Origin of the sequence: Rathayibacter oskolensis, from assembly GCF_900177245.1 — a bacterium.
Lineage (GTDB): Bacteria > Actinomycetota > Actinomycetes > Actinomycetales > Microbacteriaceae > Rathayibacter > Rathayibacter oskolensis.
This window is the reverse complement of the sequence record NZ_FXBM01000003.1, coordinates 116,054-141,005: the sequence shown is the minus strand read 5'-3', so window position 1 is coordinate 141,005 and position 24,952 is coordinate 116,054. Positions and strand designations below refer to the sequence as shown.

Below are 24,952 nucleotides of genomic sequence, written 5' to 3'. Positions count from 1 at the left end.
GCGTCCTGCGAGTCGCGAGCCGGCCCTCCGGTTCCCGATTATCGGCGCGGAGGGCCCCTCGTTCAAGGGGAGTTCGTGTCAGGCGGCGACGCGGTCGTTCGCGTCCGCGAGCAGCGCGACCGAGCGCAGTCGCGCCTCCGTGCCGAGGGAGGCGTGGGCGACGATGACCTCGTCGGCCTCGGCGGTGCGCGCGAAGTCGGCGACGTAGTCGGCCACCTGCTCGCCCGTGCCGACTCCGGTGTAGGTGGTCATGCTCGCCACATGCGCGCCGACGGGGGCGCTGAGCAGGTGATCGAGCTCGTCGGCCTCGAAGACGCGGTCGAGCGGGATCTGGCCGCTCTGGCGGAGCAGCATCAGGAGGCGCGCGCGCTTCATCTCGGCGAACTGCTGCTGCGCGTCGTCGACGCTGTCGGCGGCGATGGCGTTCACGCCGGCGATCACGTACGGCTCGTCGAGCTGCTCGGAGGGGCGGAAGCCGCGGCGGTACTCGGCGACGGCCTGGTGCAGCGCGTCGGGGGCGAAGTGCGAGGCGAAGGCGTAGGGCAGGCCGAGGGCCGCGGCGAGCTGCGCTCCGAAGAGCGAGGAGCCGAGGATGTAGAGCGGGACGCGGGTGCCTGCTCCGGGGGTGGCGCTCACGCCGGGGACGCGGGACTCGCCGGCGAGGAAGGCCTGCAGCTCGAGGACGTCCTGCGGGAAGCGGTCGGACGACTCCGGGTCGCGGCGCATCGCGCGGAACGTGGCCTGGTCGCTGCCGGGCGCGCGGCCGAGGCCGAGATCGATGCGCCCCGGGTGGAGCGTCTCGAGGGTGCCGAACTGCTCGGCGATGGTCAGCGGGGAGTGGTTGGGCAGCATCACGCCGCCCGAGCCGAGCCGGATCGTGGAGGTCTGCGAGGCCACGTGCGCGATGAGCACGGCGGTGGCGCTCGAGGCGATCGAGGCCATGTTGTGGTGCTCGGCGTACCAGACGCGGCGGTAGCCGCTCCGCTCGGCCTGCTGCGCCAGCGCGACCGACGCCGCGAAGCTGTCGCGCGCGGTCTCTCCGGGGGCGATGGGGGCGAGGTCGAGGATCGAGAGGGGAACGGTCATGTCAGAGGGAACGCGCGGGAGGCCGTCCGTGTTCCCCCGTCCGGCGCGCTCCCGCCGCCGGGGTGCCCGAGAAGGCTCTCCTCGGGCACACCGGGACTCAGCCGAGCCGCGTGCTCGCGATGCCGCCGTCGATGTCGAGGACGGTGCCGTGCGCGAACGCCGCCTCGTCGGAGGCCAGGAAGCGCACGGCGACGGCAATGTCGACCGGTCGGACGGGCGACCCCGCCGGAGTCCCCGCCGTCATCGCCGCGAGGACGTCGGCGTCGGCCGCGTTGCCCGGCGTCGACGTCGCGCCCGGCGACACCGTGTTCACCCGCACGCCGCGGGGCCCGAACTCGGCGGCCCAGGTGCGGGTCATCTGCTCGATCGCCGCCTTCGAGGCGGTGTACGCCGCTCCGAACGGGATGCCCACGCGCGACATCCAGGAGCCGATGTTGACGATCGCTCCCGACCCGCGCTCGGCCATCCCCGGGGCCAGCTCGGCGACGAGGACGTGGGGCACGCGGATGTTCGTGGCCAGCACCGAGTCGAGATCGTCGTCGGAGAGGGCCGCGGTCGGACCCACCGGGTACACCCCGGCGTTGTTCACGAGGATGTCGACGCGTCCGCCGAGCGCCAGCGTCGCGGCTCGGGCGAAGGCGCGGATGTCGTCGTAGCCGGCGGAGAGGTCGGCCGTGACGACGTGGGCGGTGCCGCCCGCCGAGGTGATCGACTCGGCGACCGCCCGGGCGCGGTCGGCGTTCCGGCCGGTGACGACGACGGCGGCGCCCGAGGCGGCGAGCACGCGGGCGATCGCCTCGCCGATGCCGCTGCTCGAACCGGTGACGATCGCGGTGCGCCCGGCGAGGCGGGTATCGGTGGGGAGGGACTGGAGGATCTCAGTGTTGGACTGCATGGTCCATTCGTATCACATCGATGGACCGATCGGTCCACTCCAGTAGGCTGACGGGATGGAGCACGCGACGCTGACCGAACGGGGACGCCGGACGCGCCAGCGCATCATCGAGGCGACGGGCGAGCAGATCCTCGCGTCGGGGATCGGCGGGACGACCCTCGACGGGGTGCGCGCGGCGACGCTGACCAGCAAGAGCCAGCTCTTCCACTACTTCCCCGGAGGCAAGGCCGAGCTCGTCCGCGAGGTCGCGCAGTGGGAGGGCGCGCAGCTGCTCGAGGCCCAGGAGCCCGAGATCCACGACCTGGGCTCGTGGTCGTCGTGGGAGCGCTGGCGCACCGGCCTGGTCGACTACTACATCGGCCGCGGCCGGTGGGCCTGCCCGATCGGGTCGCTGGCGAGCCAGGCGGCGATGATCGACGCCGAGCTCGAGAGCGCGATCGCCGGCGCGATGCGCGACTGGAGGGGCCTGCTCGCCGCCGGAGTGCGCCGGATGCAGGCCGCCGGCGAGGTCGACCCAGCAGCGGACCCGGATCGCCTCGCCGCCGTGATCCTCGCGGCCATCCAGGGGGGCCTCGTGCTGAGCCAGCCGGAGCGGTCGGCCTGGCCCCTCGAAGCGGCACTCGACAGTGCTCTCGCGCCACTGCACGGAGTCGCTGCCCGCGCCCTCTGAGGCGGGGCGAGCCTCCGCTGCCCTCACAGCGGATCGGGGGCGCCCGTCACTCGCCGTCGGCGAAGTCGGTGCTCCGGCTGAGCTCCTCCCAGGCGTCGACGTCGGCGCGCAGGGCGTCGAGCGCGGCGCGGAACGCATCGGAGGAGTCGTTGCCGAGCAGGAGGATCGAGGGCGAGTCGTCGGCCTCGACGACCTGGATCAGCGCGGCCGCCGCCTTGGCCGGGTCGCCCTTCTGGGTGCCGTGCACGGTGTCGTTCTCCTTGCGGCGCTTGCCCGCCGTGTCGGCGTAGTCGGCGATCGGCACCGAGGACTGCGTCAGCGAGCGACCGGCGAAGTCGGTGCGGAATCCGCCCGGCTCGACCGAGAAGGCGCGGATGCCCAGCGGGGCGACCTCCTTGCGGAGCGACTCGGTGAGCGCCTCGATCGCGGCCTTCACGGCGGCGTAGTAGCCCGACCCCTCCGGAGAGATGCGCGCGCCGATCGAGGAGAGGTTCACGATCGTGCCGCTGCGGCGCGCCCGCATCGCCGGCAGCACCGCCTTGATCGTGCGGACGCTGCCGAAGAGGTGGGTGTCGAAGAGCCGCTGGACGTCGGCGTCCTCCCCCTCCTCGACGGCCGAGCGGTAGCCGTAGCCGGCGTTGTTCACCAGCACGTCGACGGCGCCGAAGCGCTCCTCGGCCGCCCGGACGACCGAGGAGACCTGCTCGTCGTCGGTGACGTCGAGGGCCAGCGCGAGGGTGGTGTCGGGGTAGCGGTCGGCGATGTCCTGCACCGAGGCGACGTCGCGCGCGGTGACCACCACGGAGTCGCCGTGATCGAGGACGGCGGTCGCGAGGGCACGGCCGAGGCCGGTCGAGCATCCGGTGATGAGCCAAGTGGTCACAAGGGTTCCTTCTCTTCTGCGGGATCCGGGCGTCACGCCCAGGAGTCGATTCCACCGCGTGGACGCCGCTCGCGACAGGGGGTACCGGTGCCGGGTGAGGCGGTGCACCACGGGCCCACCGCTCCGGGGGGCGCGCTGCGCGGGCTACGCGACCGGCAGGGTGAGCGGGCGGCACTCCAGGCTGAGCCAGAGCTCGAAGCAGGCGCTGCGCGAGAGCGCGGTCGCGCCGATCGAGGCGCGGCCCATCCGGCCGGCGTCGGGGCCGAAGACGTCGAGCAGCAGGTCGCTCGCCGCGTTCGAGACCTCGTTGAGCCGCTCGAAGCCGGGCGGGCAGAGCACGAAGCAGAGTCCGCGCGAGAGTGCGACGACCTCGTCGAGGGAGCCGAGGGCGAGGCGGATCATGCCGAGCGCGTTGACCGCGGCGAAGCGTGCCGCCTCCCGGGCCTGCTCCACGGTGATGTCGACGCCGACGGAGCCGGGGTGCAGCAGGGCGCCGTCGCGCGACTCCGGTGTGATGCCGCTCAGCTCGAGGAGGTCGCCGGTGCGGTGGAAGGCCCGCAGGGCGGAGCCGTAGCGGCCGCCGTAGGGCGGGTTCGCGTAGTCGGGGATCGCGAGGCCGAGCTCACTCGCGCGCTGTTCGGGGGAGTGGGTCATGGCGGCCTCTCGAGCGTCGGCGGCCGCGGGACCAGGCCGTCGGACAACAGCGTATCCGGCGGTAGCAAGAATGGATACAACCTGTCTAGGATGGGATCCATTACGTGCTCTGCGGGGCGACGACACACGCGGACCACAGCCGCCGGGAAGGATCTGCCTGATGACGATCGGCCTCGACGGCGGCGCCCCCGCCGCGCTCCCGGTGGCGTCTCTCGACGTCGCTGCCGAGCGCGCCCGCACCGCAGGCACGGCGGGGCGGCACTACTTCAACGCCGCGGGCTCGGGTCTGATGGACGACGCCGTCCTCGAGGCGGTCGTCGCGCACCTCCGGCTCGAGCAGCGGATGGGCGGCTACGAGGCCGCGAACCTCGCCTCCCCGGCCGTCGACGCGGCCTACGCCGAGGCGGCCGCGCTGCTCGGCGCCGACTCCGACGAGATCGCCTTCTTCGACAGCGCCACGTCGGGCCTCCGCGGGGTGTTCGACGCGCTCCGCCTCGGCCCGGGCGACACCGTGCTCGCCCCGCGCTCGAGCTACGTCAGCCAGGCGCTCCGGATGCTCGCCCTGCAGCGCCACGACGGCGTGAAGCTGGTGGTGCTCCCCAACGACGAGTCCGGCGGCATGGATCTGGAGGCGCTCGAGAGCGCGCTCGCCACCGCGAGCGGTCGCACCGTCGTCAGTGCCGTGCACATCCCCACCTCGTCCGGCCTCGTCGAGCCGGTGGCCGCGATCGGCGCGCTCGCGCGGCGCTACGGAGCGATCACCGTGCTCGACGCGACCCAGTCGGTCGGTCAGCTCGACATCGACGTGCGGGCGATCGGCTGCGACGCCCTCGTCACGACGGGCCGCAAGTTCCTCCGCGGGCCCCGCGGGACCGGCCTGGTCTACCTCCGCCGCGGGCTGCTCGACGGCCTCGGCGCCTGGGCGCCCGACGTGCGAGGCTCGCTGTGGACCGGCAGCGAGGAGTGGACGATGGACGGCACGGCGAGGGCCCTCGAGACCTGGGAGTCGTCGGTCGCCACCCGCCTCGGCCTCGGCGTCGCGCTGCGGCAGGCGCGCGAGCGCGGGATGGCGGCGACCGAGGCGCACCTGGTCGCCCTCGGCGCCCGGCTGCGCGAGCGCCTCGCGGCCATCGGCGGAGTCGCGGTGACGGACCCGCCCACCTCTCCCTCCTGCATCGTCACCTTCACCGTCGCGGGACTGACCGGCAAGCAGGTCTCGGCCGCCCTGCGCGAGGCGGCGGTCGACTCGCTCGCCATCCCCGCCACGCACGCGCAGTGGGATCTGGGCGCCCGCGGCCTCGCGAGCGTCGTCCGCGTCTCTCCGCACGTCTACACCGACGACTCCGACGTGGAGGCGCTGCTCGCGGGCGTCTCGGCGATCGCGGAGGGCGCGCGGTGACCGTGCACGACGCGAGCACCGTGCACGACGCGATCGTCCTCGGCCTCGGGATCCACGGCTCCGCGACGGCGTACGAGCTCGCTCTCCGCGGCCGGGACGTCGTCGGGCTGGAGCAGTTCGGCCCCGGGCACGTCCGCGGCTCGTCGCACGGGGCGACCCGGATGATCCGGCGCGCCTACCCGAGCCCGGTGTGGAACGACCTCGTCGACCGCGCCTTCCGCGGCTGGGAGCGCTGGGGCCTCGCCGACGGCGCGCCCTTCGTGCACCCGACCGGCGGGCTCTACGCGCACCGCGGAGCCGCCTCCCTGCAGGGCGGGCGCAGCCGGCCGGTCGCCCGCACCGGCGGCATCGCCGCGTCGCTCCGGACGCCGGAGGGCTACGGAGTCGTCCACGATCCCGACGCCGGAGTGGTCGAGGCCGCGCGAGCGCTCGCCTTCGCCCGGAGAGCCGCCGTCGCGGCCGGAGCCGACCTCCGCTTCGACGTGGCGGTGCTCGACTGGAGCGTCGCCGACGGCGTCGTCACCGTGCGCACCGGGTCGGGCGAGCTGCGCGCCCGCCGGCTGATCGTCTCCGGAGGCGCCTGGGTCGCCGCCCTGCTGCCCGAGACGGCGGGCTTCTTCGAGGTGCAGCGCATCCTCACCCTCACCGCGCCCGCCGGGCAGCCGGTCGCTCAGCCGCCGGCGCTCGGCTGCTTCTCGGTCGACCTGCCGGAGGGGCTGGTCTTCGGCCTCCCCGAGGCGGCCGGCTCCGGGGCCAAGATCGGGATCGACGCGGGCCCCGTCTGGGATCCGGCGGTCCCCGTCGCCCCGCCGACCGAGACCGAGGTCGCGCACCTCGCGGAGCTCCTCGGCCGCTTCGTCCCCGGCATCCGGACCGCGGGCGCCGAGGCCGTGGCCTGCCTCTACACGATGACCCCCGACAAGCGATTCGTGGTCGGCGAGCACCCCGAGCACCCCGAGGTGCTGATCGCCGCCGCCTGCTCGGGCCACGGCTTCAAGTTCGGCCCCGCGATCGGGGAGGCGCTCGCCGACCTCGTCGAGGGCGTCGACCGCCCCGATCTCGCATTCCTCAGCCCCACCCGGATGGTGACCACCGCATGACCGCCTGCCTCCCTCCCTCCCGCGTCGCCGTCGCCGCGCCCCACCCCGCCGCGCTCGCGGCCGCTGCCGAGGCGGTGGCCGACGGAGGCGACGCGATCGACGCCGCTCTCGCCGCGGCCACCGCGCTGACCGTCGTCTACCCGCACCAGTGCGGGCTCGGAGGCGACCTGATCGCCCTGGTCCGCTCGCCCGGCGACGGAGTGACGGCCGTGATCTCGGCGGGAGCCGCGCCGGCGGGCATCGACGTCGCCGCGCTCGCCCGCGAGGAGCGGATGCCGCGTCAGGGCGCGCAGACCGTCACGATCCCGGGCGTGGTCGCCGGCTGGCGGGCGCTCTCGGAGCTCGGCGGGCTCCTGGGACTCGAGGCTCCCCTCCGCCGCGCCGCTCGGCTCGCCGCCGACGGAGTCCCCGTCTCGGCCGGGCTGGACAGGGCGATCAGCGCCCGCAGCGACGAGCTCCAGGCCGACAGCGGCATGCGCGGAGTCTTCGGAGACGGCGCGGGCGGGCTGCTGGGCGAGGGCGATCCGCTCGTCCAGCCGGCGCTCGCCGCCTCGCTCGCCGAGCTCGCCGACGACCCGGGCGCGTTCTACCGCGGCCGCATCGCCCGCTCGCTCGCCGCGCGGCTGCGCGAGCTCGGCGGGGCGCACACCGCCGCCGACTTCGCCGCGCACCGGGCCGAGAAGGTCGAGCCGGTCGCCTCGGGAGTCGGAGGCGTGCGCTGGTGGGTCGCGCCGCCGCCGAGCCAGGGAGTGGTGCTGCTGGGCATCCTCCCCGAGGCGCTCGGCGGCGACACCGCGCAGCTCGTCGAGGCCGTGCGCGACGCCGCGCTGGTGCGCCAGGCCGCGCTCGGCGACCCGCGCGGAGGCGCCATCGACGTCGCCGCCATGCTCGACCCGCGCGGACCCTCCCGCGAGGGCGCGCTCCCCCGCGCGGGCCGCGCGCTGGGAGACACCGTCGCGGTGACGGCCGCCGACTCCGACGGCACCGTCGTCACCCTGATCCAGAGCGTCTACCAGCTCTTCGGCTCGGGGATCCTCGACCCCGCCACCGGGATCGTGCTGCACAACCGCGGCTCGGCCTTCAGCACCGACCCCGCGCACCCCGCGCACGTCGGGCCCGGCCTCCGCCCGCCGCACACCCTCCTGCCGGTGATCGCCGAGACCGGCGAGCTCACCCTCGGCCTCGGCTGCCAGGGCGGCAGCGCCCAGCCGTGGATCCTCGCGCAGCTGGCCCACGAACTGCTCGACCCGGCCGCCGACCCCGCCTCGGTGCTCGCCCGCCCGCGCTTCGTCGTCGGCGCGCGCGATCTCGGCCACGAGGAGCTGACGCTCGTCGCCGAACCCGGCGTCGGCGAGGCGATCGCCGCGGCCGGCGCGCTCGGCCTCCCGGTCGCCCTGGCCGACGGGCAGATCGACGAGGCGGGGCACGTGCAGCTCGTGCGGCTCCACGCCGACGGCCGGCTCGACGCGGCCAGCGACCCGCGCGCCGACGGCCGCGCCGTCGTGCTCCCCGCCTGACCCTCCGACACCTCCGAAGCTCCGACCCGAAGGAACGCCATGAGCTCCACCGCCCACGTCCTCGACCCGCTCGACTCGGCCGAGATCGCCTCCTTCGTCGCCGCGGTGCGCAGCAGCGACCGCATCGGCGAGCGCCCGCGCTTCTGGGGGATCTCGCTCGACGAGGAGAAGGCGCGCGGCGTCGAGCCCGGCGGCGCCCGCCCCGTGCGCCTGGTCGTGATGGATCCCGACGCCCGAGCGGCGTGGGAGGTGCGCGGCTGGACCGCCGGCCCGTCGAGCCCCGCGATCGTCGAGGTCTGGACCGACGTCGATCACCGCCGCCCCGGTGTCTCGAGCGACGAGGCGCGCATGATCGCGCGCGCCGCCCGCGAGTCGCCGCTGCTGAAGGAGGCGCTCGCGCTCCGCGGCATCACCGACACGTCGCTGGTCTGGGTCGATCCGGAGTCGATCACCGGCTTCGTGCCCGAGGATCTCGCCGACCGGCGCCTCAGCTGGGGCACCGTCTGGTACCGCGAGTTCCCCGAGGACAACGGCTACGCGCGCCCGGTCGCCGGGCTCGTGCCCATCCTCGACCTCGACACCCTCGAGGTGATCCGCATCGAGGATCACGGCGTGATCCCGATGGCGAGCGAGACCGGCACCTACACCGCCGGCACCTGGGGGCCGGACCGCGAGGTCTCGACGCTCGACATCGTGCAGGCCGACGGCCCGGGGTTCGCGATCGAGGGGCATCGCGTCACCTGGCAGAACTGGTCGTTCCGGGTCGGCTTCAGCCACCGCGAGGGGCTCGTGCTGCACGAGGTGACCTACCTCGACCACGGCGTCGAGCGGCCCGTGCTGGCGCGCGCCGCCGTCAACGAGATGTACGTGCCCTATCTCGACAGCGACCCGACCGCGTACCGCAAGAACTTCTTCGACTGGGGCGAGTACGGCGCGGGCCCGCTCACGGCGAGCCTCGAGCTCGGCTGCGACTGCCTCGGCGAGATCCGCTACTTCGACGTCGAGTACCTCGACGGCCACGGCGAGCCGCAGACGATCGCCAACGGCATCTGCCTGCACGAGGAGGACGACTCCATCCTCTGGAAGCACGTCAACACGCGCACGGGAAGCGCCGAGGTGCGCCGCAGCCGCCGCCTGGTGATCTCGAGCTTCGCGACGGTCGCGAACTACGACTACGGCTTCTACTGGTCGCTGTACCAGGACGGCTCGATCGAGCTCGAGGTGAAGCTCACGGGGCTGATGTCGGTCAGCGGCATCGCCGACGGCGAGACGCCCCGTTCGGGCCGGCTGGTCGCGCCGAACGTGCAGGCGCCCACCCACCAGCACTACTTCGCGGTGCGGCTCGACACCGCGATCGACGGGCCGCTCAACCGCCTCGTCGAGGTGCACGCCGAGGCCGACCCCGACGAGACGACGAACCCCTACGGCAACGCCTGCATCGCGGTCGAGACGCCGCTGTCGACGGAGGCGCTCGGCGCGCGTCGAGCCGACCCCGCGCGCGCCCTGCACTGGCGCGTCGAGAGCGAGTCGGCGCAGAACCGCTACGGCGAGAGCACCGCCTACCGGCTCGCGATCCAGAACACCGCGCAGCTCTACGCCCGCCCCGGCAGCGTCGTCGAGCGCAAGGCGCCCTTCGTCGCGCAGCACCTCTGGGCGAGCGCGTTCGATCCCGAGCAGCGCTTCATCGCCGGCGAGTACCCCAACCAGGGAGAGCTCGGCGACGACGGCGTGCACGTGTGGCAGCAGGAGGACCGCTCGCTCGAGAACGAGCGGCTCGTGCTCTGGCCGGTGCTCGGCGTGCACCACTTCCCGCGCCCGGAGCAGTGGCCGATCATGCCGGTCGACCGCATCAGCCTGCGCCTCGAGCCCGACGGCTTCTTCGACCGCAACCCCTCGCTCGACGTGCCGGCGTCGGCGGAGTCGGACCATTGCGCGATGCCGGCGGGGGATCACGCGGGGCACGGGGATCACGCGGGGCACGCGGCGCACGCCTCCGATGCGCACGCCGGCCACGAGCACGCACCGCAGCAGCACGACCACGACGGTGGCCGCTGATGGCGGAGCATCTCGCCGACCGCAGCGCCGTCTCGCTCGCCGCGGCCGTCGCCTCCCGCGAGGTGTCGGCGGTCGAGGTGATGCGCGCGCACCTCGAGCGGATCGAGGAGCGGAACCCCTCCCTCCGCGCCGTCGTCTCGCAGCAGCCCGACTCGGTCTCGCTCGCCGCTGCGGAGGCGGCCGACCGGCGCACCGCCGAGGCGCTCGCGGCGGGGGAGGCGCTCCCTCCGCTGCACGGCCTGCCCACTGCGGTGAAGGACCTGATGGACGTCGCCGGCTTCCCGACGATCAACGGCTCCGCGGCCTTCGCCGACGCCGCGCCGGCCGCGCACGACAGCGTGCTGGCGACCCTCCTCCGCGAGGCCGGCGCGATCATCATCGGCAAGACGAACACCCCCGAGATGGGTCAGGGGGTGCTGACCTTCAACCCGGTCTTCGGCACCACGGTGAACCCGTGGGACACCTCCCGGCATGCGGGCGGCTCGAGCGGAGGCGCGGCCGCCGCGCTCGCCGCCCGGATGCTGCCGATCGCCGACGGCTCCGACAGCGGCGGCAGCCTGCGCTACCCGGCCGCGTTCTGCAACGTCGTGGGCGTGCGGCCGAGCCCGGGGCGCGTCGCGAGCGGACGCACCGGCAATGCGTGGACCCCGCACGGCGTGACCGGCCCGATGGCGCGCGACTCCGCCGATGCGGCGCTGTTCCTCGGTGCGCTGTCGGTCGAGAAGAGCGTCTGGCCGCTGTCGTCGCTGCCGGTGCACGAGGCGCGGCCCGTGTCGGTCGCCGGCCTCCGCATCGCGTGGAGCGCCGACGCGGGAGGGCTGCCGATCGACCCGGAGGTGCGCCTCGCCCACGCCGCGTTCGCCTCGCAGCTCGAGGGTCTCGGCGCGCTGATCGAGCTCGACGAGCCGGACTTCGCGGGCGCCGACGAGGCCTGGGAGACGATCGAGACGTTCGAGTTCTTCCTCGGCGGCCGCCACGCCGTCGACGCGGGCGCGACCGGGTTCCGGCCCGACTACCTCCGCAACGTGACGCAGGGTCGCGCGACGACGGCGACGCAGCTGGCCGACGCCTACGAGCGCCGCACGCGCCTCTTCCGCGACACCGCGGCGCTGCTCGAGCGGCACGACGTGCTGATCCTGCCCGCGACCCCGGTGGTGGCGCCGCCCGCCGAGCTCGAGTGGGTGCCGGAGGTGGACGGCGCGCGCTTCGACCGCTACTTCACCTGGCAGATGCTCGCGAACCGCCTGACGCTCACCGCGCATCCGGTGGTCGTGACCTCGGCCGGCTTCACCGCCGGAGGCCTCCCCGTCGGCGTGCAGGTCGTCGGTCGCCACGGCCGCGAGGCGCAGCTGCTCGCCGTCACCCGTGCGATCGAGGAGGCGACGGGCTGGATCTCGCGGGCGCCCTCGTTCTGAGGCGGCGGTATCGCGATCGTTATCGCGCAGGGCGCCTTCTCGGGGCTCCACCGCCGGATGATGTGCGGAGGGGGCGAGTCGCGCTTCCGCTGTCCGCTCTCCGGGGGTCCACCGCCATGTCCGTCCGTTCCCGTGCGCTCGTCGCCGTCCTCCTGACCGGCGCGGTCGCCGCCTCCCTCGCCGGATGCGTTCCCGGCGCCGATCCGACCGCCGACCCGACGACCGCGGGCAGTGCGGCGCCGGCGGCGACCGCCTCCACGACGCCGACCGCCACCGATCCGGCGGCGGCGACGCCCACCGCCTCCGCGACGCCCGCGGTAGCGGACGCGGCGGCCCTGCTGATGGGGCCGACGTCGTTCACGCTGGTCGACGACTCCGGAGTCGAGCTGGGAACGTGGGAGTACCGCAACGGCACCGGCGCGGTGGCGGCCCTCACGGAGGCGTTCGGCAGTGCTCCGACCGAATCGGACGACATCCCGTACGAGGGCTACAGCAGCCGCAAGTCGAGCTGGCCGGGATTCGCCTACCGCGACTACGAGGTCTACGACGCCGGAGGGCCGGAGTCGACCTACCCCGAGCCCGACTTCCAGCTCGAGGCGACCGCGCCGGTCGTCGGCGACGTCGCGATCAGCACCCTGGGCGGCGTCTCGGTCGGCGACACCACGGCCGAGGTGCAGGCCGAGCATCCGGAGGGACTGGTCGACAGCGGGGCCGGCGTCTCCCTCGCGTACTTCCGATTCGACGAGACGGTGATCGGAACGCAGAACGGCGGTGACCTGACGAACTCCGTCGGCGTGCTCGCGGAGGACGAGATCGCGGTCTCGAGCATCCGCGCCCCGTTCGTGAACTGGGGCGTCTGAGCGCGCACCCATCGGGCGAGACGGAGCGGACGGCCACGGCGCGCCGATGGCTTCCGTCGCGCCGCGGCCGATCGACGGCCGACGGAGCTGATCGGCGAAGGCCCGTGCCCCACTTCGGGCGGCAGATCTGTTAGCGTGCCCTGAACCGGTTTACAAAACCGGTTCAGATCGACCCGGACGACACCACTCGATGACGAGCAGGGAGCACGCGATGGCCAGCAGACCGACCATCCTCGACGTCGCCCGTGAGGCCGGAGTCAGCAAGGCCCTCGTGTCGTTCGCCCTCAACGACCGGCCCGGCGTCTCGCCGGACTCCCGCGAGCGCATCCTCCGCATCGCCTCCGAGCTCGGCTACCGCCCGAGCCTCACCGCCCGCTCCCTCTCGACGAGCGTCTCGTTCGCCGTCGGCCTGGTCGTCGCCCGAGACCCCGAGGTCATCGCGGCCGACCCGTTCTTCCCCTCCTTCATCTCGGGTGTCGAGCGGGTGCTCGCCGAGCGCGGGCGGGTGCTCGTGCTGAGCGTGGTCGAGCCGGGCGCCTCCGAGGAGGCGGTCTACCGCACCCTCGCCGCCGACCGTCGCGTCGACGGCGTGTTCCTCTCGGACCTGCGCAGCGACGACGCCCGCCCCGGGCTCCTCGCCGAGCTCGGGATGCCCGCCGTCACGCTCGGCCGCTACGACGGCTCCGCCTCGCCCGCCGTCGTCATGGACGACACGGCCGGGATCACCGACGCCGTGCAGCACCTCGCGGGCCTCGGGCACCGGAGGATCGCCCACGTCGCGGGACCCGACCACCTGCTGCACTCCCTGCGCCGCCGCGAGGCGTTCGAGCGGGCCTGCACGGAGGCGGGCCTCACGCCCGGCCCCGTCGTCCGCACGGATTTCAGTGCCGGCCAGGGCGCCGCCGCGACCGAGACGCTCCTCGATCTCGCCGAGACGCCGACCGCGATCGTCTACGCGAACGACCCGATGGCGATCGCCGGCCTCGGAGTCGCGCACACCCGCGGTCTGCGCCTGCCCGACGACCTCTCGATCACCGGATTCGACGACTCCGAGATCGCCGCCCACGTCTACCCCACGCTCACCTCCGCCCGCACGCGCCCCGCGCGCTGGGGCGAGGCCGCCGCCCGCACCCTCCTCGAGCTCATCGAGAAGGGGAGCGCCCACGACACCGACCTCGAGCCCGCAGGGCTCGTGGTGCGCCACTCGACCGCCCCGCCGCGGTCGTGACCACCCGAGACGCGAGCGCACCGCCGCGCACGCGCACGACAGAACGAAGGAGAACACCATGGGCACCTCGCTGAAGAGACGCTTGCTCACCGGGATCGGCATCGCCTCCCTGGCCACCCTCGGACTCACCGCCTGCAGCGGCGGAGGGGGAGGCGCCTCCACCGACCTCACCGCGACCGGACCGATCACGATCTGGTACTCGAACAACGAGCAGGAGGTCGCCTGGGGCAAGGCGATGGTCGAGGCGTGGAACGCCGAGAACCCCGACCAGGAGATCACCGGCCAGGAGATCCCCGCCGGCAAGAGCAGCGAGGAGGTCATCGGAGCCGCGATCACCGCCGGCAACGCGCCGTGCCTCGTGTTCAACACCGCCCCGAGCGCCGTCGGACAGTTCGAGCGGCAGGGCGGCCTCGTCGACCTGTCGGAGTTCGAGGACGGCGAGGACTACATCGAGACCCGCAGCGGCGACCTCGCCGAGCAGTACCAGAACGCCGACGGCGACTACTTCCAGATGCCGTGGAAGAGCAACCCGGTCGTCATCTTCTACAACAAGGACATCTTCGCCCAGGCCGGTCTCGACCCCGAGAACCCCTCGCTCGCCACCTACGACGAGTTCCTCGCCACGTCGAAGACGCTGGTCGAGTCCGGAGCGGCGCCCGCCGCCATCCAGCCCGCGCCCACCAGCGAGTTCTTCCAGACCCAGTTCGACTTCATGCCGCTCTACGCCGCGGCGACCGGAGGCGAGGGGCTCGTCGAGGACGGCGAGGCCACCTTCGCCGACGAGGACGGCTACGAGGTCGCGGAGTTCTGGAAGAGCCTCTACGACCAGGGCCTCGCCGGACGCGAGCAGTACCAGGGCGACGCCTTCGCCGACGGCCAGGCCGCCATGTCGATCGTCGGCCCGTGGGCGGTCTCGGTGTACCCCGACCTGAACTGGGGCTCCGTCTCGGTGCCGACCCCCGAGGGCACGCCCGCCGAGGACACCTGGACCTTCAGCGACGCGAAGAACGTCGGCCTCTACAGCGCGTGCGAGAACAAGGGCACCGCCTGGGAGGTGCTGAAGTTCGCCACGAGCGAGGAGCAGGACCGCTCGCTGCTCGAGACCACCGGCCAGATGCCGCTGCGCACCGATCTGCAGACCACCTACGCCGACTACTTCGAGGCCAACCCCGCCTACCAGCGCTTCGGCGACCAGGCGAGCCGCACCATCGAGGTGCCCTCGGGACCCAACACGGTGCAGATGCTGCAGGCGATCCGCGACGCCTGGGGCGAGACCGTGATCTTCGGCGAGGGCGACGTGAAGACGGCCCTCGACGGAGCGGCCGAGACCGTCACCGGACTCGCCGGCCAGCAGTGACCCTGACATGACCGCCGTCACCGCCTCCGAGGCCCCGACGCCCACCGGCGCCGGGGCCCCGGGGCCCGGCGCGAAGCGGAGTCTGCTCCGCCGCGTCCTCGGGCCCCAGCCGCTCGGGCTGCTCTTCGGGAGCCCCTACCTGGTCTTCGTGCTCGCGGTCTTCGCGTTCCCGGTCGGGTACTCGATCTACATCGCCTTCCACGACTTCTTCTTCGCCGCTCCCGGAGTGCAGGTCGAGCGCCCCTTCGTGGGCTTCGAGAACTTCGTCACCGCGTTCTCGAACCCGCAGGTCATCCGCTCGTTCGGCAACATCGGGATCTTCCTGGTGATCAACGTGCCGCTGACCGTGATCCTCGCGCTGCTGCTCGCCTCGGCGCTCGACAAGGTCGTGCACCTGCGCACGTTCCTCCGGGTGAGCTTCTACGTGCCCTACGTCTCGGCGAGCGTCGCCGTCGTCGCGGTCTGGCTCTTCCTCTTCAACGGGAACGGGCTGGTCAACAGCCTGCTCGGGCCGCTCGCGCCGAACCCGTCGTGGCTGATCAACGACCAGCTCGCCATGCCGATCATCGCGATCTACGTGACGTGGAAGCAGCTCGGGTTCTACATCCTGCTGTACCTCGCCGCGCTGCAGAACGTGCCGAAGGAGCTGTACGAGTCGGCGTCGATGGACGGAGCCGGGAAGGTGCGGCAGTTCCTCTCGGTCACCGTGCCGACCGTGCGACCGGCGACGCTGCTGGTGCTGCTGATCTCGACGGTGACCGGCGCGAACCTGTTCACCGAGCCCTACCTCCTCACCGGAGGCGGCGGACCCAACGGGGCCTCGGCCTCGCCCGTGCTGCTGATGTACCAGCTGGGGATCCAGCAGGGGCAGCCCGACGTGGCCTCGGCGATCGGCGTCGTGCTGGTCATCGGCGTCCTGATCATCGCCTACCTGCAGAACCGCTTCGCCGGGGAGAGGAACTCATGACCGCGCAGCTGAGCGCCGGAGGGGCCGCCCCTCTGGTCGCCGAGACCGAGAAGCAGGCGGGTCGCCGCCGCCCCGTCGGCACGAGCCGATTCCAGGTGATCCTGCGGGGCACGGTGCTGGGGCTCGGAGCGATCGTCTTCCTGTTCCCCTTCTACTACATGGTCATCGGGTCACTCCAGACGGATCCCGATCCCACCCTCGCGGGCGCACTGCCCGAGCCGGGGAACCTGACGCTCGACAACTACGTCAACGTCAACGAGCGGATCAGCCTGCTCACGGGTCTCGTCAACTCCGGGATCTTCACCGGCGGGGTGCTGCTGTGCACCATCGTGTTCGGCGTCCTCGCCGGGTACGCGCTGGCGATGCTGCAGTGGCGCGGACGGAACGCGGTCTTCGCGCTCGCCCTGCTGGTGCAGGTCATCCCGTTCCAGCTGCTGCAGATCCCGCTCTACGTGCTGATCGCGCGCGACTACGGGCTCGCCGACAGCCACCTCGGCATGATCCTGCCGTTCGCGATCAACTCCACGGCGGTGATCATCTTCCGGCAGTACTTCCTGCAGCTGCCCAAGGAGCTGTTCGAGGCCGCTCGCATCGACGGCGCCGGCGAGATCAAGCTGCTGTGGACCATCGCTCTGCCGCTGGTGCGCCCCGCACTGGTCACGGCCGTGCTGCTGACCTTCATCGGCCCGTGGAACGAGTTCCTCTGGCCCTTCCTCATCACCAAGGACGCGTCGCTGCAGCCGCTCGCCGTGTCGTTGGCCAACTACATCTCGAACGTCGCGTCGTCGACCGACAACCCGTTCGGGGCGATCCTCGCGGGCGCCGTCGTGCTCGCAGCCCCCGTCGTGGTGCTGTTCATCGTGTTCCAGCGCTACTTCGTCTCGACCGATCTCGGATCCGGAGTGAAAGGATGACCATGGAAACGACCCTCACCACCGTCCCCTACCGTCTCGAGCGAGCGGGGATCGTGATGGAACCCCTCCTCGGCGACGCGCTCGAGGTCGAGGGGGTGCTCAACCCGGGCAGCGGCCGCGGTCCCGACGGCGAGCTGTACCTCCTGCCCCGGATGGTCGCCGCCGGCAACGTCTCGCGGGTCGGCCTCGCCCGGGTGCTGATCGAGGACGGCGTGCCCGTCGGCGTCGAGCGCGAGGGCGTCGTGCTGGCGCCCGACCGCGGTTTCGAGCGCGGCGCCGGGCACTCGGGAGTCGAGGACCCGCGCGTCACCTTCATCGAGGCGCTCGGGCTGCACGTGATGACCTACGTCGCCTACGGCCCGCTCGGCCCGCGCACCGCGATGGCGGTGTCGGAGGATCTGCGCGACTGGCGCAGGCTCGGACCGGTCACCTTCGCCTACGACGACGCACTCGACATCGATCTCGGACTGTTCCACAACAAGGACACGGTGTTCTTCCCCGAGATCGTCACCGCACCCGACGGGACGCGCTGCTTCGCGGTGCTGCACCGGCCGATGTGGGATCTCAGCGAGACGGCGCCCGGCCAGGGCATCCGCCTCCCGGCGGGGGTCGACGACCCGCGGCAGAGCATGTGGATCAGCTACGTGCCGGTCGCCGAGGTCGATCGCGACCTCGCGAACCTGACCCGGTGGACGAGGCACCGCTTCCTCGCCGGGCCCGAGTTCCCCTTCGAGGAGCTGAAGATCGGGGGAGGCCCGGCTCCGCTGAGGGTCCCGGAGGGATGGCTCGTCATCCATCACGGGGTCACCGGAGTCATCGACAACGCGTTCGCACAGCAGAAGAACGTGAACTACGCGGCCGGCGCGATGATCCTCGACGGCGACGACCCCTCGAAGGTCATCGCCCGCAGCACCGAGCCGCTGCTCGCGCCCGAGACCGAGGACGAGCGGGGCGGCATCGTCCCGAACGTCGTCTTCCCGACGGCCATCGAGGAGATCGACGGCGTGCACTTCGTCTTCTACGGCATGGCCGACTCGAAGATCGGCGTCGCCCGCCTGCTGCGCACGGCGGACTGACCGCTCGCTGACCTCGTGGCCGTACTGCAGGCGGCGAGAGTCCAAGAGTTGTCGCAGTCGACACCGAACGCGACAACTCTTGGACTCTCGCGGTCCCCCGGGTCGCTCTCGCCTCTCCCGACTGTCCAAGAGTTGTCGCAGTCGACACCGAACGCGACAACTCCTGGACTCTCGCGGTCCCCCGGGTCGCACCCCGACCACAGCCGCGACCGCTCGACCAGCCGCGGTCCCTCGACCACCCACCCCGACCACCACCCACGACCGGAGAGTTCAATGACGAACCTGAGAACACGATCGGCGGCCGCCCTGGCCGCGACCGCCCTGATCGCCGGGGGCCTCGCCCTCGGCGCGACTCCCGCGCAGGCCGCGACCCCGCTGGCCAACACCGCGCACCTCGACTTCCTCCTCGACACCGCGACTCCCGAGCCCCAGCCGGGTCACACCACCTACCGCCTCGCCGAGGAGCCCGAGCTGGTGATGCCGTGGACCTACGCGGACGCCCGCGACGGCGGCACGTTCGAGCGCGTCGGGGGCGGAGCGCTCGACCCTGCGACCGGAGACTGGGCGCAGGGCGCCTACAACACCGACGACATCTCGCGCGCCGCCGTCGTCTACCTCCGCCACTGGCAGCAGACCGGCTCGACGGCGAGCCGCGACCGCGCCTACGAGACCCTGCGCGCCCTCGCCTACTTCCAGACCACCGACGGCGAGGACGCCGGGAACGTGGTGCTGTGGATGCAGCCCGACGGCGACCTCAACCCGAGCGCCGAGCCGGTCGAGCTGCCCGATCCGAGCGACTCCGAGGACAGCTACTGGCTCGCCAGGAGCCTCTGGGCGTTCGGCGAGGGCTACGCGGCGTTCCGCGACGACGACCCCGAGTTCGCCGCCTTCCTGCAGGAGCGCCTCCAGCTCAGCGTCTCCGCCGTCGACCGCGAGGTCCTGACCCGTTACGGCGAGTACTCCGTCGCCGACGGTGTCGACGTCCCCGCCTGGCTCATCGTCGACGGCGCCGACGCCACCGCGGAGGCGCTCCTCGGCCTCTCGGCGTACGTCGGGGCCGCCCCCGACGACGCCGCCGTGCGCGACAGCACCGCCAAGCTCGCCGAGGGCGTCGCCGCGCTCGCGCGCACCACGACGGAGGCGGACACCACCTCGTGGCCGTACGGCGCGATCCTGCCGTGGGCGAAGTCGCGCTCGCTCTGGCACTCGTGGTCGTCGCAGATGGCCGCCGGTCTCGCCGAGTCCTCGCAGGCCCTCGGTGACGCCTCCCTGCTCGAGCCCGCCGTCGTCGACGCCTCGCGCTTCGCGCCCGAGCTGCTGACCGCCGGTGGTCCCGACAACGGCTGGAACCCGACTCCGACCGACCGCGTGCAGATCGCCTACGGTGCCGACTCGCGCCTGCAGAACTCGCTCGCCCTCGCCGACGCCACCGGGTCGAGCGCCTACACCGATCTCGCGGGGATCCAGGGCGCCTGGTTCTTCGGGCTGAACGGCAGTGGCGCTCCGGTCTACGACTCCGCGACCGGGGTCACCTTCGACGGCGTGCAGGCCGACGGCAGCGTCAATCGCAACAGCGGCGCCGAGAGCACCATCCACGGTCTGCTCGCGATGATCGCGCTCGACGAGCGGCCCGAGCTGGCCGAGCGCGCGCAGTCCGTCGCGACCCAGCAGAGCCGCGACGGTCTCCAGCTGGTCGAGGCCGAGACCGCTCGGGGAGGCACGGTCGTGACTCCGGAGTCGGCCTGGACCGGCGAGTCCGGCTGGAGCGGCTCGTACCTGTCGCTCTCGAACTGGCGCCGCTCGGCGACGATCGAGATCGGCTCCTCCGCGCAGGAGCGTGCCGTCGAGGCCGTGACCTGGCGGGTCGAGAAGGGGACGGAGACCACTCCGCTCAGCCTGTGGAACACGGGTCGCCGACCGCTCGACCTGCTGAAGAGCACGGTCGGCGAGCAGGGGATCACGGACGCCTCGGGCGCCCTGCTGCCGCAGAAGCTGCGCCGGACCGTGCCCGCCGGCGCGACCACCGTCGAGGTGCGGGCGCTGAGCGGCGAGACGAAGCTCGACGCCCTGCTAGTGCGTCCCGCCGTCTCGCGCCTCGTGATCGGAGGCGACGGCGGGCGCACGGAGCTGGTGCGCAACTCGACCGCGTCGCAGCAGACCACGACGCTGGGCGGCGCCGGGACGGTGCGCGTCTACTCGTCCGACGGCGTGCTGGTGAGCGAGTCGGCCGCGGTGTCGGGCGCCTCCGTCACGCTGCCCGCCGAGGGCTTCGCGGTGCTGATCGGCTGACGACCGGCGCGACACCCCGGAGGGTGCGGTACTCGGTCTCGAGTACCGCACCCTCTGCGTCGTGGGGCCGGCTGCCGGAGCAGCCTCGTCACATCGGGCCGGGGTTCACGTACGTCGTCTTGACCGACGAGAAGAACTCGCGGGCGTAGCTGCCCTGCTCCTTCGGGCCATAGCTCGATCCCTTCGACCCGCCGAACGGCACGTGGTAGTCGACACCGGCGGTGGGTGCGTTCACCATCACCATTCCCGCCTGGGCGCGGCGCGAGAAGTGCTTCGCCGCCGCGAGCGAGCGGGTGCAGATGCCCGCCGAGAGGCCGAACTCGGTCGCGTTCGCGACGGCGAGCGCCTCGTCGTAGTCGCGCACCCGGAGGACGGACGCGACCGGGCCGAAGACCTCCTCGCGGTTGACCGTCATCTCGTTCGTCGTGCCGACGACGAGTGCGGGAGCGAGGAAGTGGCCGCGGGTGGGGCGCTCGACCAGCTCGCCGCCGATCACGGTGCCGCCCTCCTCCGCGGCGATCGAGAGGTAGCGGAGGTCCTGCGCGAGCTGCGCCTCGTCGACGACCGGCCCGACCACCGTCTCGGTCTCGAGGGCGTGGCCGACCCGCATGCCGCGCATCCGCGCCGTCAGCCGCTCGACGAAGAGATCGTGGATCCCCTCCGTCACGATGAGCCGCGACGACGCGGTGCAGCGCTGACCGGTCGAGAAGTAGGCGCCGTTCGCGCACGCCTCGACCGCGAGCTCGAGGTCGGCGTCGTCGAGCACCACCATCGGGTTCTTGCCGCCCATCTCGGCCTGCACCCGCTTGCCGTTCGCCGCCGCGGAGGCGATGACGCCGCGCCCCACGGCGACGCTCCCCGTGAAGGTGATCGCGTCGACGTCGGGCGAGTCGACGAGCGCCCGGCCGACCACCGATCCGCGGCCGTAGACGAGGTTGAGGACGCCGGCGGGCAGCCCCGCCTCGTGCAGGATCTCGACGAGAGCGGAGGCGATGCCCGGGGTGTTCTCGGCGGGCTTCAGCACCACGGTGTTCCCCCAGGCGAGCGCGGGAGCGATCTTCCACGTCGGGATGGCGATCGGGAAGTTCCAGGGGGTGATCACCCCGACGACCCCGACCGGCTCGCGCGTCATCTCGACGGTCATCCCGGGGCGGACCGAGGGGACGACCTCGCCGCCGATGCGGAGGGACTCGCCGGCGAAGAAGCGCAGGAGGTGCGCGGCGCGGCCGACCTCGGCGGTCGCCTCGGCGATCGGCTTTCCCTCCTCGCGGGCGAGCAGCGTGCCGAGCTCGTCCTGCCGCGCCCGCACGGCCTGCGCGGCACCGTCGAGGACGTTCGCGCGCGCCTCCGGGGTGCTGTCGCCCCAGCCGGGAGCGGCGGCGGCCGCGGCCGCGATCGCCTCCTCGGTCGTGGCCGCGCCCGAGGAGGGGGCGACGCCGACGACGTCGTCGAGGTCGGACGGGTTCACGTCGGGGACGGCGTCGCCGGGGGCTCCCCATCGGCCGTCGATGAGGTTGCGGTAGCTGGCGGGCATGCTGGTGGTCCTTCTCGTCTCGGAGGTCGGGTGCGGTGGTGCTCAGGCGACGGGGCAGCGGAGCGGCTGGCCCGCGAGAGCGCGCGCTCCCTCCTCGGCCGCGAGGCGCTGCAGGGCGTCGAGCGAGCTGACGGAGTAGAACGCGGCGTGCGGCGTGAGGATCACGTTCTCGAGACCCCGCAGCGGCGAGTCCTCGCGCAGCGGCTCCGGGTCGAAGACGTCGAGTGCCGCTCCTGCGAGCCGCCCGCTGCCGAGAGCTCGGGCGAGCGCCTCCTCGTCGACGAGGCCGCCCCGTGAGGTGTTCACCAGGACGGCGTCGGAGCGGAGGGCCTCCAGGGTCGACTCCCCGATGAGGTGCCTGTTCTGCGCGGTGAGCGGCGCGTGCAGCGAGACGGCGTGGGCCCGCGCGAGCAGCTGCGACAGCTCGACCTGCTCGACTCCCTCGTCCGCGAGCTGGGAGGGGGAGACGAAGGGGTCGTAGGCGATCACCTCGAAGTGGAACGGCCGCAGACGCGCCGCGACCGCTCGGCCGATCCGCCCCGTGCCGATGAGGCCGACCGTGGTCTCGGCGAACCCGCGGATCGGGCCGAGCGCCGAGGCGGTCAGCCAGCCCCGCTCGCGCACCGCTGCCGTGAACGGGCCGGTGCGGCGCAGCAGGGCCAGGAGGCACGCCACGGTGTGGTCGGCGACCGTGTCGACGCCGTAGTCGGGCACGTTCGCGACGCGCACGCCGAGCGACCGCGCCGCTTCGATGTCGACGTTGTCGTAGCCGATGCCGTACCTGATGACGGTGGCGCCGGGGGCGAGCGCCTCGAGCACGGCACGCGAGACCGGGGCGAAGTTGACGAACACGAGATCGGCGCCGCCGACGGCCCGCACCGTCTCCTCCTCCTCGACGCACTGGAGCACCCGGAGCTCGCGCCCCGTCGCGCGGGCGAGCGCCTCCTCGTGGACGGTGCCGCCGAACGCGTGGTCGGTGACGACGATCGCCGGGCCGGTCACGCCGCGACCCCCTGGCGCGAGGGCAGCAGTCCCCGCTCGGCGAGGTCGGTGTAGAAGGCGCGGATGCCGAAGGTCCAGGGCGGGCACGCCTCCGAGCTGGTGACGCGGTTGACGAGGGTGCCCAGCTCGGGCGCCGAGATGCGCACGACGTCGCCGTCGTGATGGGTGAAGCCGAGACCGGGGCTGTCCCTGTCCTGCGTGGGCGCGAAGAGCGTGCCGGTGAACAGGACGAAGCCGTCGGGGTACTGGTGGTGGTCGCCGACCGTGTGGCGCACGAGCTCGTCGAGGGTCCGGCTCATCTCTCTCATCGAGCTGCCGTCGACGAGCTCGAAGCCGTCGGCTCCGGTGATGCGCAGGCCCACTTCGAGGCGGGCGGCGTCGCTCTGCGAGAACGTGTCGTCGAAGAGGCGGATCATCGGGCCCAGAGAGCACGAGCCGTTGTTGTCCTTCGCCTCGCCGAGCAGCAGCGCGCTGCGCCCCTCGAAGTCGCGCAGGTTCACGTCGTTGCCGAGCGTCGCGCCGACGGACCGACCGTCGCGGGTCACCAGCAGGGCGACCTCGGGCTCGGGGTTGTTCCAGGTGGAGCGCGACAGGACGCCGATCTCGGCTCCGGTGCCGACGGAGGAGAGGACGGGGGCCTTCGAGAAGATCTCGGGGTCGGGGCCGATGCCGACCTCGAGGTACTGCGACCAGAGTCCCTCCTCGATCAGGATCCGCTTCGCGTCCTCCGCCTCGGGGCTGCCGGGGCGGATCGCGCCGATGGTCCCGCCGATCGCCTCCTGCACCCGGGCGCGGATCTCGACCGCGCGGCTCGCGTCGCCTCCGGCCTTCTCCTCGATGACCCGCTCGATCATGCTGCGGGCGAAGGTGACCCCGGCCGCCTTGATGACCTGGAGGTCGACGGGGGAGACGAGACGGGGGCCGGTCCCTCCGGCGAGGGTGCTCTCGACGACGTCGTCGACGGACCACGAGAGCGGAGCCTCCGCGGTGCGCACGATCTCGAGCAGGTCCGGCCGCTCCAGGAGGTCGGCGACGGTCGGCGTCACGGTGGTGAGGTCGACGAGCCGGTCGTCGCGGCGCGCGACGACGTGCGCCCCGCGTTCGCCGGGCAGTTGCACCCGGCCCACGAGAGCGGCGCGCGGGTCGAGGGGGAGGAGGTGCTCGATCTCTGATCGGTGGTCCACGGTGCTGTGCTCCTTGAAGAGGGTGGGTGAGGCCGACCGCCCGCGCCCGGGCCGGGCGCGGGCGGTGCGGTGATCACACCTCGGCGTAGTAGGCGAGGATCGCGTCGATGTCGACGGAGCTGTCCGGCTGCATGCCGAGCCCCGCGTAGTGCTGCTTGCGGGCGTTCATGTCGGCCAGGAGGATCGCGCGGGCGTGCACGGCGACCTCCTCGGCGATGTGGCGGGGCACCACGACCACGCCGTCGTCGTCGGCTCCGACGATGTCGCCCGGGTTGACCTGCACACCGCCGCAGGCGATGGTCGTCTGCGTCTCGACGGTCATGATGCGGCCGGGGATGATCGTGCGTCCCCGGTACCGGGCGACGACGGGGCTCTTCTGAGCGGCCACCTCCGCGGTGTCACGGCAGTAGCCGTCGGTGATGATCCCGACCGCTCCGGCGCGGACGACCGCCATCGCGTTCTCGGAGCCCCAGAAGCCGACCTCGGGTCCGCCGCCGGCGTCCATCACGATGACGTGCCCCGGGGGCAGGTCGGCGGGGAGCTTGGGGTGCGCGATCTCGCTGAACCACCGGCCGTGCGCCGCGACGATGTCCTCGGTGGTGTCGAGCTTCCACATCGGCCGGTTCGACGGCACGCAGCGGATGGTGGCGGCCTCGCCCCAGAAGCGCATCCCGAGCCACAGCGGGCGCACCTCCTTGTCCATGAGGCCGATGTTGAAGTAGCCGATGCCGTCCATGGCGTCGACCACGTCGCAGACGCGCAGGTGCTTGTAGAGGCTCGCGAGGTCGGAGGGCTCGGCCTTCGCGTGCATCTCTGACGGGCTGGTCGTGATGGTCATGTTCCTTCTCTTCCTCAGTCCCGGCCGGT

21 protein-coding genes are annotated in these 24,952 nt (G+C 72.9%); 13 read left to right on the top strand and 8 right to left on the bottom strand.

The features are described 5' to 3' along the window. Window positions 1–78: 78 nt before the first annotated feature. Window positions 79–1,086 (bottom strand): LLM class flavin-dependent oxidoreductase, encoded by a 1,008-nt coding sequence (locus tag B9Y99_RS15715; RefSeq protein WP_085477575.1) that lies wholly within the window; start codon window positions 1,084–1,086, stop codon window positions 79–81. A 97-nt stretch (window positions 1,087–1,183) separates the two neighbouring features. After that, window positions 1,184–1,981, bottom strand: a complete 798-nt coding sequence (locus B9Y99_RS15710) for an SDR family NAD(P)-dependent oxidoreductase (protein ID WP_085477574.1) — start codon at window positions 1,979–1,981, stop codon at window positions 1,184–1,186. A 55-nt stretch (window positions 1,982–2,036) separates the two neighbouring features. Between B9Y99_RS15710 and B9Y99_RS15705 the strand changes: the two genes are divergently transcribed. Further along, window positions 2,037–2,651, top strand: a complete 615-nt coding sequence (locus tag B9Y99_RS15705; protein WP_085477573.1) for a TetR/AcrR family transcriptional regulator — start codon at window positions 2,037–2,039, stop codon at window positions 2,649–2,651. A gap of 46 nt (window positions 2,652–2,697) precedes the next feature. On the opposite strand, the gene B9Y99_RS15700 is transcribed toward B9Y99_RS15705, so the two are convergent. Both B9Y99_RS15700 and B9Y99_RS15695 read right to left on the bottom strand, forming a co-directional pair. Further along, window positions 2,698–3,534 carry an oxidoreductase gene (locus B9Y99_RS15700; protein WP_085477572.1) on the bottom strand — a complete coding sequence of 279 codons (837 nt, stop codon included), beginning with the start codon at window positions 3,532–3,534 and terminating at the stop codon, window positions 2,698–2,700. Window positions 3,535–3,678: 144 nt separating this feature from the next. Further along, window positions 3,679–4,188, bottom strand: coding sequence for a RidA family protein (locus B9Y99_RS15695; RefSeq protein WP_085477571.1), 510 nt, complete (start codon window positions 4,186–4,188; stop codon window positions 3,679–3,681). 160 nt (window positions 4,189–4,348) lie between these two features. Here B9Y99_RS15695 and B9Y99_RS18590 point away from each other — a divergent pair, with 160 nt between their 5' ends. The 12 genes from B9Y99_RS18590 to B9Y99_RS15640 all read left to right on the top strand — a co-directional run bounded on the left by B9Y99_RS18590 (window position 4,349) and on the right by B9Y99_RS15640 (window position 20,365). Further along, a complete protein-coding gene (locus tag B9Y99_RS18590; RefSeq protein ID WP_165759650.1) occupies window positions 4,349–5,587 on the top strand; it encodes an aminotransferase class V-fold PLP-dependent enzyme in 1,239 nt (412 codons plus the stop codon). After that, on the top strand, window positions 5,584–6,687 hold the full coding sequence (locus B9Y99_RS18585; protein ID WP_129588078.1) for an FAD-dependent oxidoreductase: 1,104 nt from the start codon (window positions 5,584–5,586) through the stop codon (window positions 6,685–6,687). The genes B9Y99_RS18590 and B9Y99_RS18585 overlap by 4 nt, the downstream gene beginning before the upstream one ends. Next, window positions 6,684–8,204, top strand: a complete 1,521-nt coding sequence (locus tag B9Y99_RS15685; RefSeq protein WP_085477570.1) for a gamma-glutamyltransferase — start codon at window positions 6,684–6,686, stop codon at window positions 8,202–8,204. The genes B9Y99_RS18585 and B9Y99_RS15685 overlap by 4 nt, the downstream gene beginning before the upstream one ends. 39 nt (window positions 8,205–8,243) lie before the next feature. Then, the gene (locus B9Y99_RS15680; protein ID WP_085477569.1) at window positions 8,244–10,259 is read left to right on the top strand and encodes a primary-amine oxidase; all 2,016 of its coding nucleotides are present in this window, start codon (window positions 8,244–8,246) and stop codon (window positions 10,257–10,259) included. Then, window positions 10,259–11,674, top strand: coding sequence for an amidase (locus tag B9Y99_RS15675; protein WP_085477568.1), 1,416 nt, complete (start codon window positions 10,259–10,261; stop codon window positions 11,672–11,674). The genes B9Y99_RS15680 and B9Y99_RS15675 overlap by 1 nt, the downstream gene beginning before the upstream one ends. Before the next feature lie 116 nt (window positions 11,675–11,790). Then, window positions 11,791–12,534, top strand: coding sequence for a hypothetical protein (locus tag B9Y99_RS15670; RefSeq protein ID WP_085477567.1), 744 nt, complete (start codon window positions 11,791–11,793; stop codon window positions 12,532–12,534). 211 nt (window positions 12,535–12,745) lie between these two features. Further along, entirely contained in the window at window positions 12,746–13,762 is a 1,017-nt protein-coding gene (locus B9Y99_RS15665; protein ID WP_085477859.1) for a LacI family DNA-binding transcriptional regulator, read from the top strand. 58 nt (window positions 13,763–13,820) lie between these two features. Further along, entirely contained in the window at window positions 13,821–15,119 is a 1,299-nt protein-coding gene (locus tag B9Y99_RS15660; protein WP_244274996.1) for an extracellular solute-binding protein, read from the top strand. A 7-nt stretch (window positions 15,120–15,126) separates the two neighbouring features. Next, window positions 15,127–16,086: a carbohydrate ABC transporter permease gene (locus B9Y99_RS15655; protein ID WP_085477566.1), complete on the top strand. Its 960-nt coding sequence runs from the start codon at window positions 15,127–15,129 to the stop codon at window positions 16,084–16,086. Next, entirely contained in the window at window positions 16,083–17,000 is a 918-nt protein-coding gene (locus B9Y99_RS15650; protein WP_085477565.1) for a carbohydrate ABC transporter permease, read from the top strand. The genes B9Y99_RS15655 and B9Y99_RS15650 overlap by 4 nt, the downstream gene beginning before the upstream one ends. Window positions 17,001–17,002: 2 nt before the next feature. After that, entirely contained in the window at window positions 17,003–18,076 is a 1,074-nt protein-coding gene (locus B9Y99_RS15645) for a glycoside hydrolase family 130 protein (protein WP_425298489.1), read from the top strand. Between the two features lie 273 nt (window positions 18,077–18,349). After that, complete coding sequence (locus tag B9Y99_RS15640; protein WP_085477563.1) at window positions 18,350–20,365, top strand: hypothetical protein; 2,016 nt, start codon at window positions 18,350–18,352, stop codon at window positions 20,363–20,365. Window positions 20,366–20,453: 88 nt separating this feature from the next. Here the strand turns inward: B9Y99_RS15640 and B9Y99_RS15635 are convergent, their stop codons facing one another. The 4 genes from B9Y99_RS15635 to B9Y99_RS15620 all read right to left on the bottom strand — a co-directional run bounded on the left by B9Y99_RS15635 (window position 20,454) and on the right by B9Y99_RS15620 (window position 24,923). Beyond that, window positions 20,454–21,899 carry an aldehyde dehydrogenase family protein gene (locus B9Y99_RS15635; protein ID WP_085477562.1) on the bottom strand — a complete coding sequence of 482 codons (1,446 nt, stop codon included), beginning with the start codon at window positions 21,897–21,899 and terminating at the stop codon, window positions 20,454–20,456. Window positions 21,900–21,941: 42 nt separating this feature from the next. Further along, on the bottom strand, window positions 21,942–22,901 hold the full coding sequence (locus tag B9Y99_RS15630) for a C-terminal binding protein (RefSeq protein ID WP_208856994.1): 960 nt from the start codon (window positions 22,899–22,901) through the stop codon (window positions 21,942–21,944). After that, complete coding sequence (locus tag B9Y99_RS15625; RefSeq protein WP_085477561.1) at window positions 22,898–24,085, bottom strand: fumarylacetoacetate hydrolase family protein; 1,188 nt, start codon at window positions 24,083–24,085, stop codon at window positions 22,898–22,900. The genes B9Y99_RS15630 and B9Y99_RS15625 overlap by 4 nt, the downstream gene beginning before the upstream one ends. Window positions 24,086–24,158: 73 nt before the next feature. After that, window positions 24,159–24,923, bottom strand: coding sequence for an RraA family protein (locus B9Y99_RS15620; protein ID WP_085477560.1), 765 nt, complete (start codon window positions 24,921–24,923; stop codon window positions 24,159–24,161). Window positions 24,924–24,952: the final 29 nt, after the last annotated feature.

Coding starts and splice junctions, on each gene's coding strand:
- B9Y99_RS15715 (WP_085477575.1), bottom strand. CDS start 1,086: ATGACCGTTCCCCTCTCGATCCTCGACCTCGCCCCCATCGCCCCCGGA.
- B9Y99_RS15710 (WP_085477574.1), bottom strand. CDS start 1,981: ATGCAGTCCAACACTGAGATCCTCCAGTCCCTCCCCACCGATACCCGC.
- B9Y99_RS15705 (WP_085477573.1), top strand. CDS start 2,037: ATGGAGCACGCGACGCTGACCGAACGGGGACGCCGGACGCGCCAGCGC.
- B9Y99_RS15695 (WP_085477571.1), bottom strand. CDS start 4,188: ATGACCCACTCCCCCGAACAGCGCGCGAGTGAGCTCGGCCTCGCGATC.
- B9Y99_RS18590 (WP_165759650.1), top strand. CDS start 4,349: ATGACGATCGGCCTCGACGGCGGCGCCCCCGCCGCGCTCCCGGTGGCG.
- B9Y99_RS15685 (WP_085477570.1), top strand. CDS start 6,684: ATGACCGCCTGCCTCCCTCCCTCCCGCGTCGCCGTCGCCGCGCCCCAC.
- B9Y99_RS15680 (WP_085477569.1), top strand. CDS start 8,244: ATGAGCTCCACCGCCCACGTCCTCGACCCGCTCGACTCGGCCGAGATC.
- B9Y99_RS15675 (WP_085477568.1), top strand. CDS start 10,259: ATGGCGGAGCATCTCGCCGACCGCAGCGCCGTCTCGCTCGCCGCGGCC.
- B9Y99_RS15670 (WP_085477567.1), top strand. CDS start 11,791: ATGTCCGTCCGTTCCCGTGCGCTCGTCGCCGTCCTCCTGACCGGCGCG.
- B9Y99_RS15665 (WP_085477859.1), top strand. CDS start 12,746: ATGGCCAGCAGACCGACCATCCTCGACGTCGCCCGTGAGGCCGGAGTC.
- B9Y99_RS15660 (WP_244274996.1), top strand. CDS start 13,821: ATGGGCACCTCGCTGAAGAGACGCTTGCTCACCGGGATCGGCATCGCC.
- B9Y99_RS15655 (WP_085477566.1), top strand. CDS start 15,127: ATGACCGCCGTCACCGCCTCCGAGGCCCCGACGCCCACCGGCGCCGGG.
- B9Y99_RS15650 (WP_085477565.1), top strand. CDS start 16,083: ATGACCGCGCAGCTGAGCGCCGGAGGGGCCGCCCCTCTGGTCGCCGAG.
- B9Y99_RS15645 (WP_425298489.1), top strand. CDS start 17,003: ATGGAAACGACCCTCACCACCGTCCCCTACCGTCTCGAGCGAGCGGGG.
- B9Y99_RS15640 (WP_085477563.1), top strand. CDS start 18,350: ATGACGAACCTGAGAACACGATCGGCGGCCGCCCTGGCCGCGACCGCC.
- B9Y99_RS15635 (WP_085477562.1), bottom strand. CDS start 21,899: ATGCCCGCCAGCTACCGCAACCTCATCGACGGCCGATGGGGAGCCCCC.
- B9Y99_RS15620 (WP_085477560.1), bottom strand. CDS start 24,923: ATGACCATCACGACCAGCCCGTCAGAGATGCACGCGAAGGCCGAGCCC.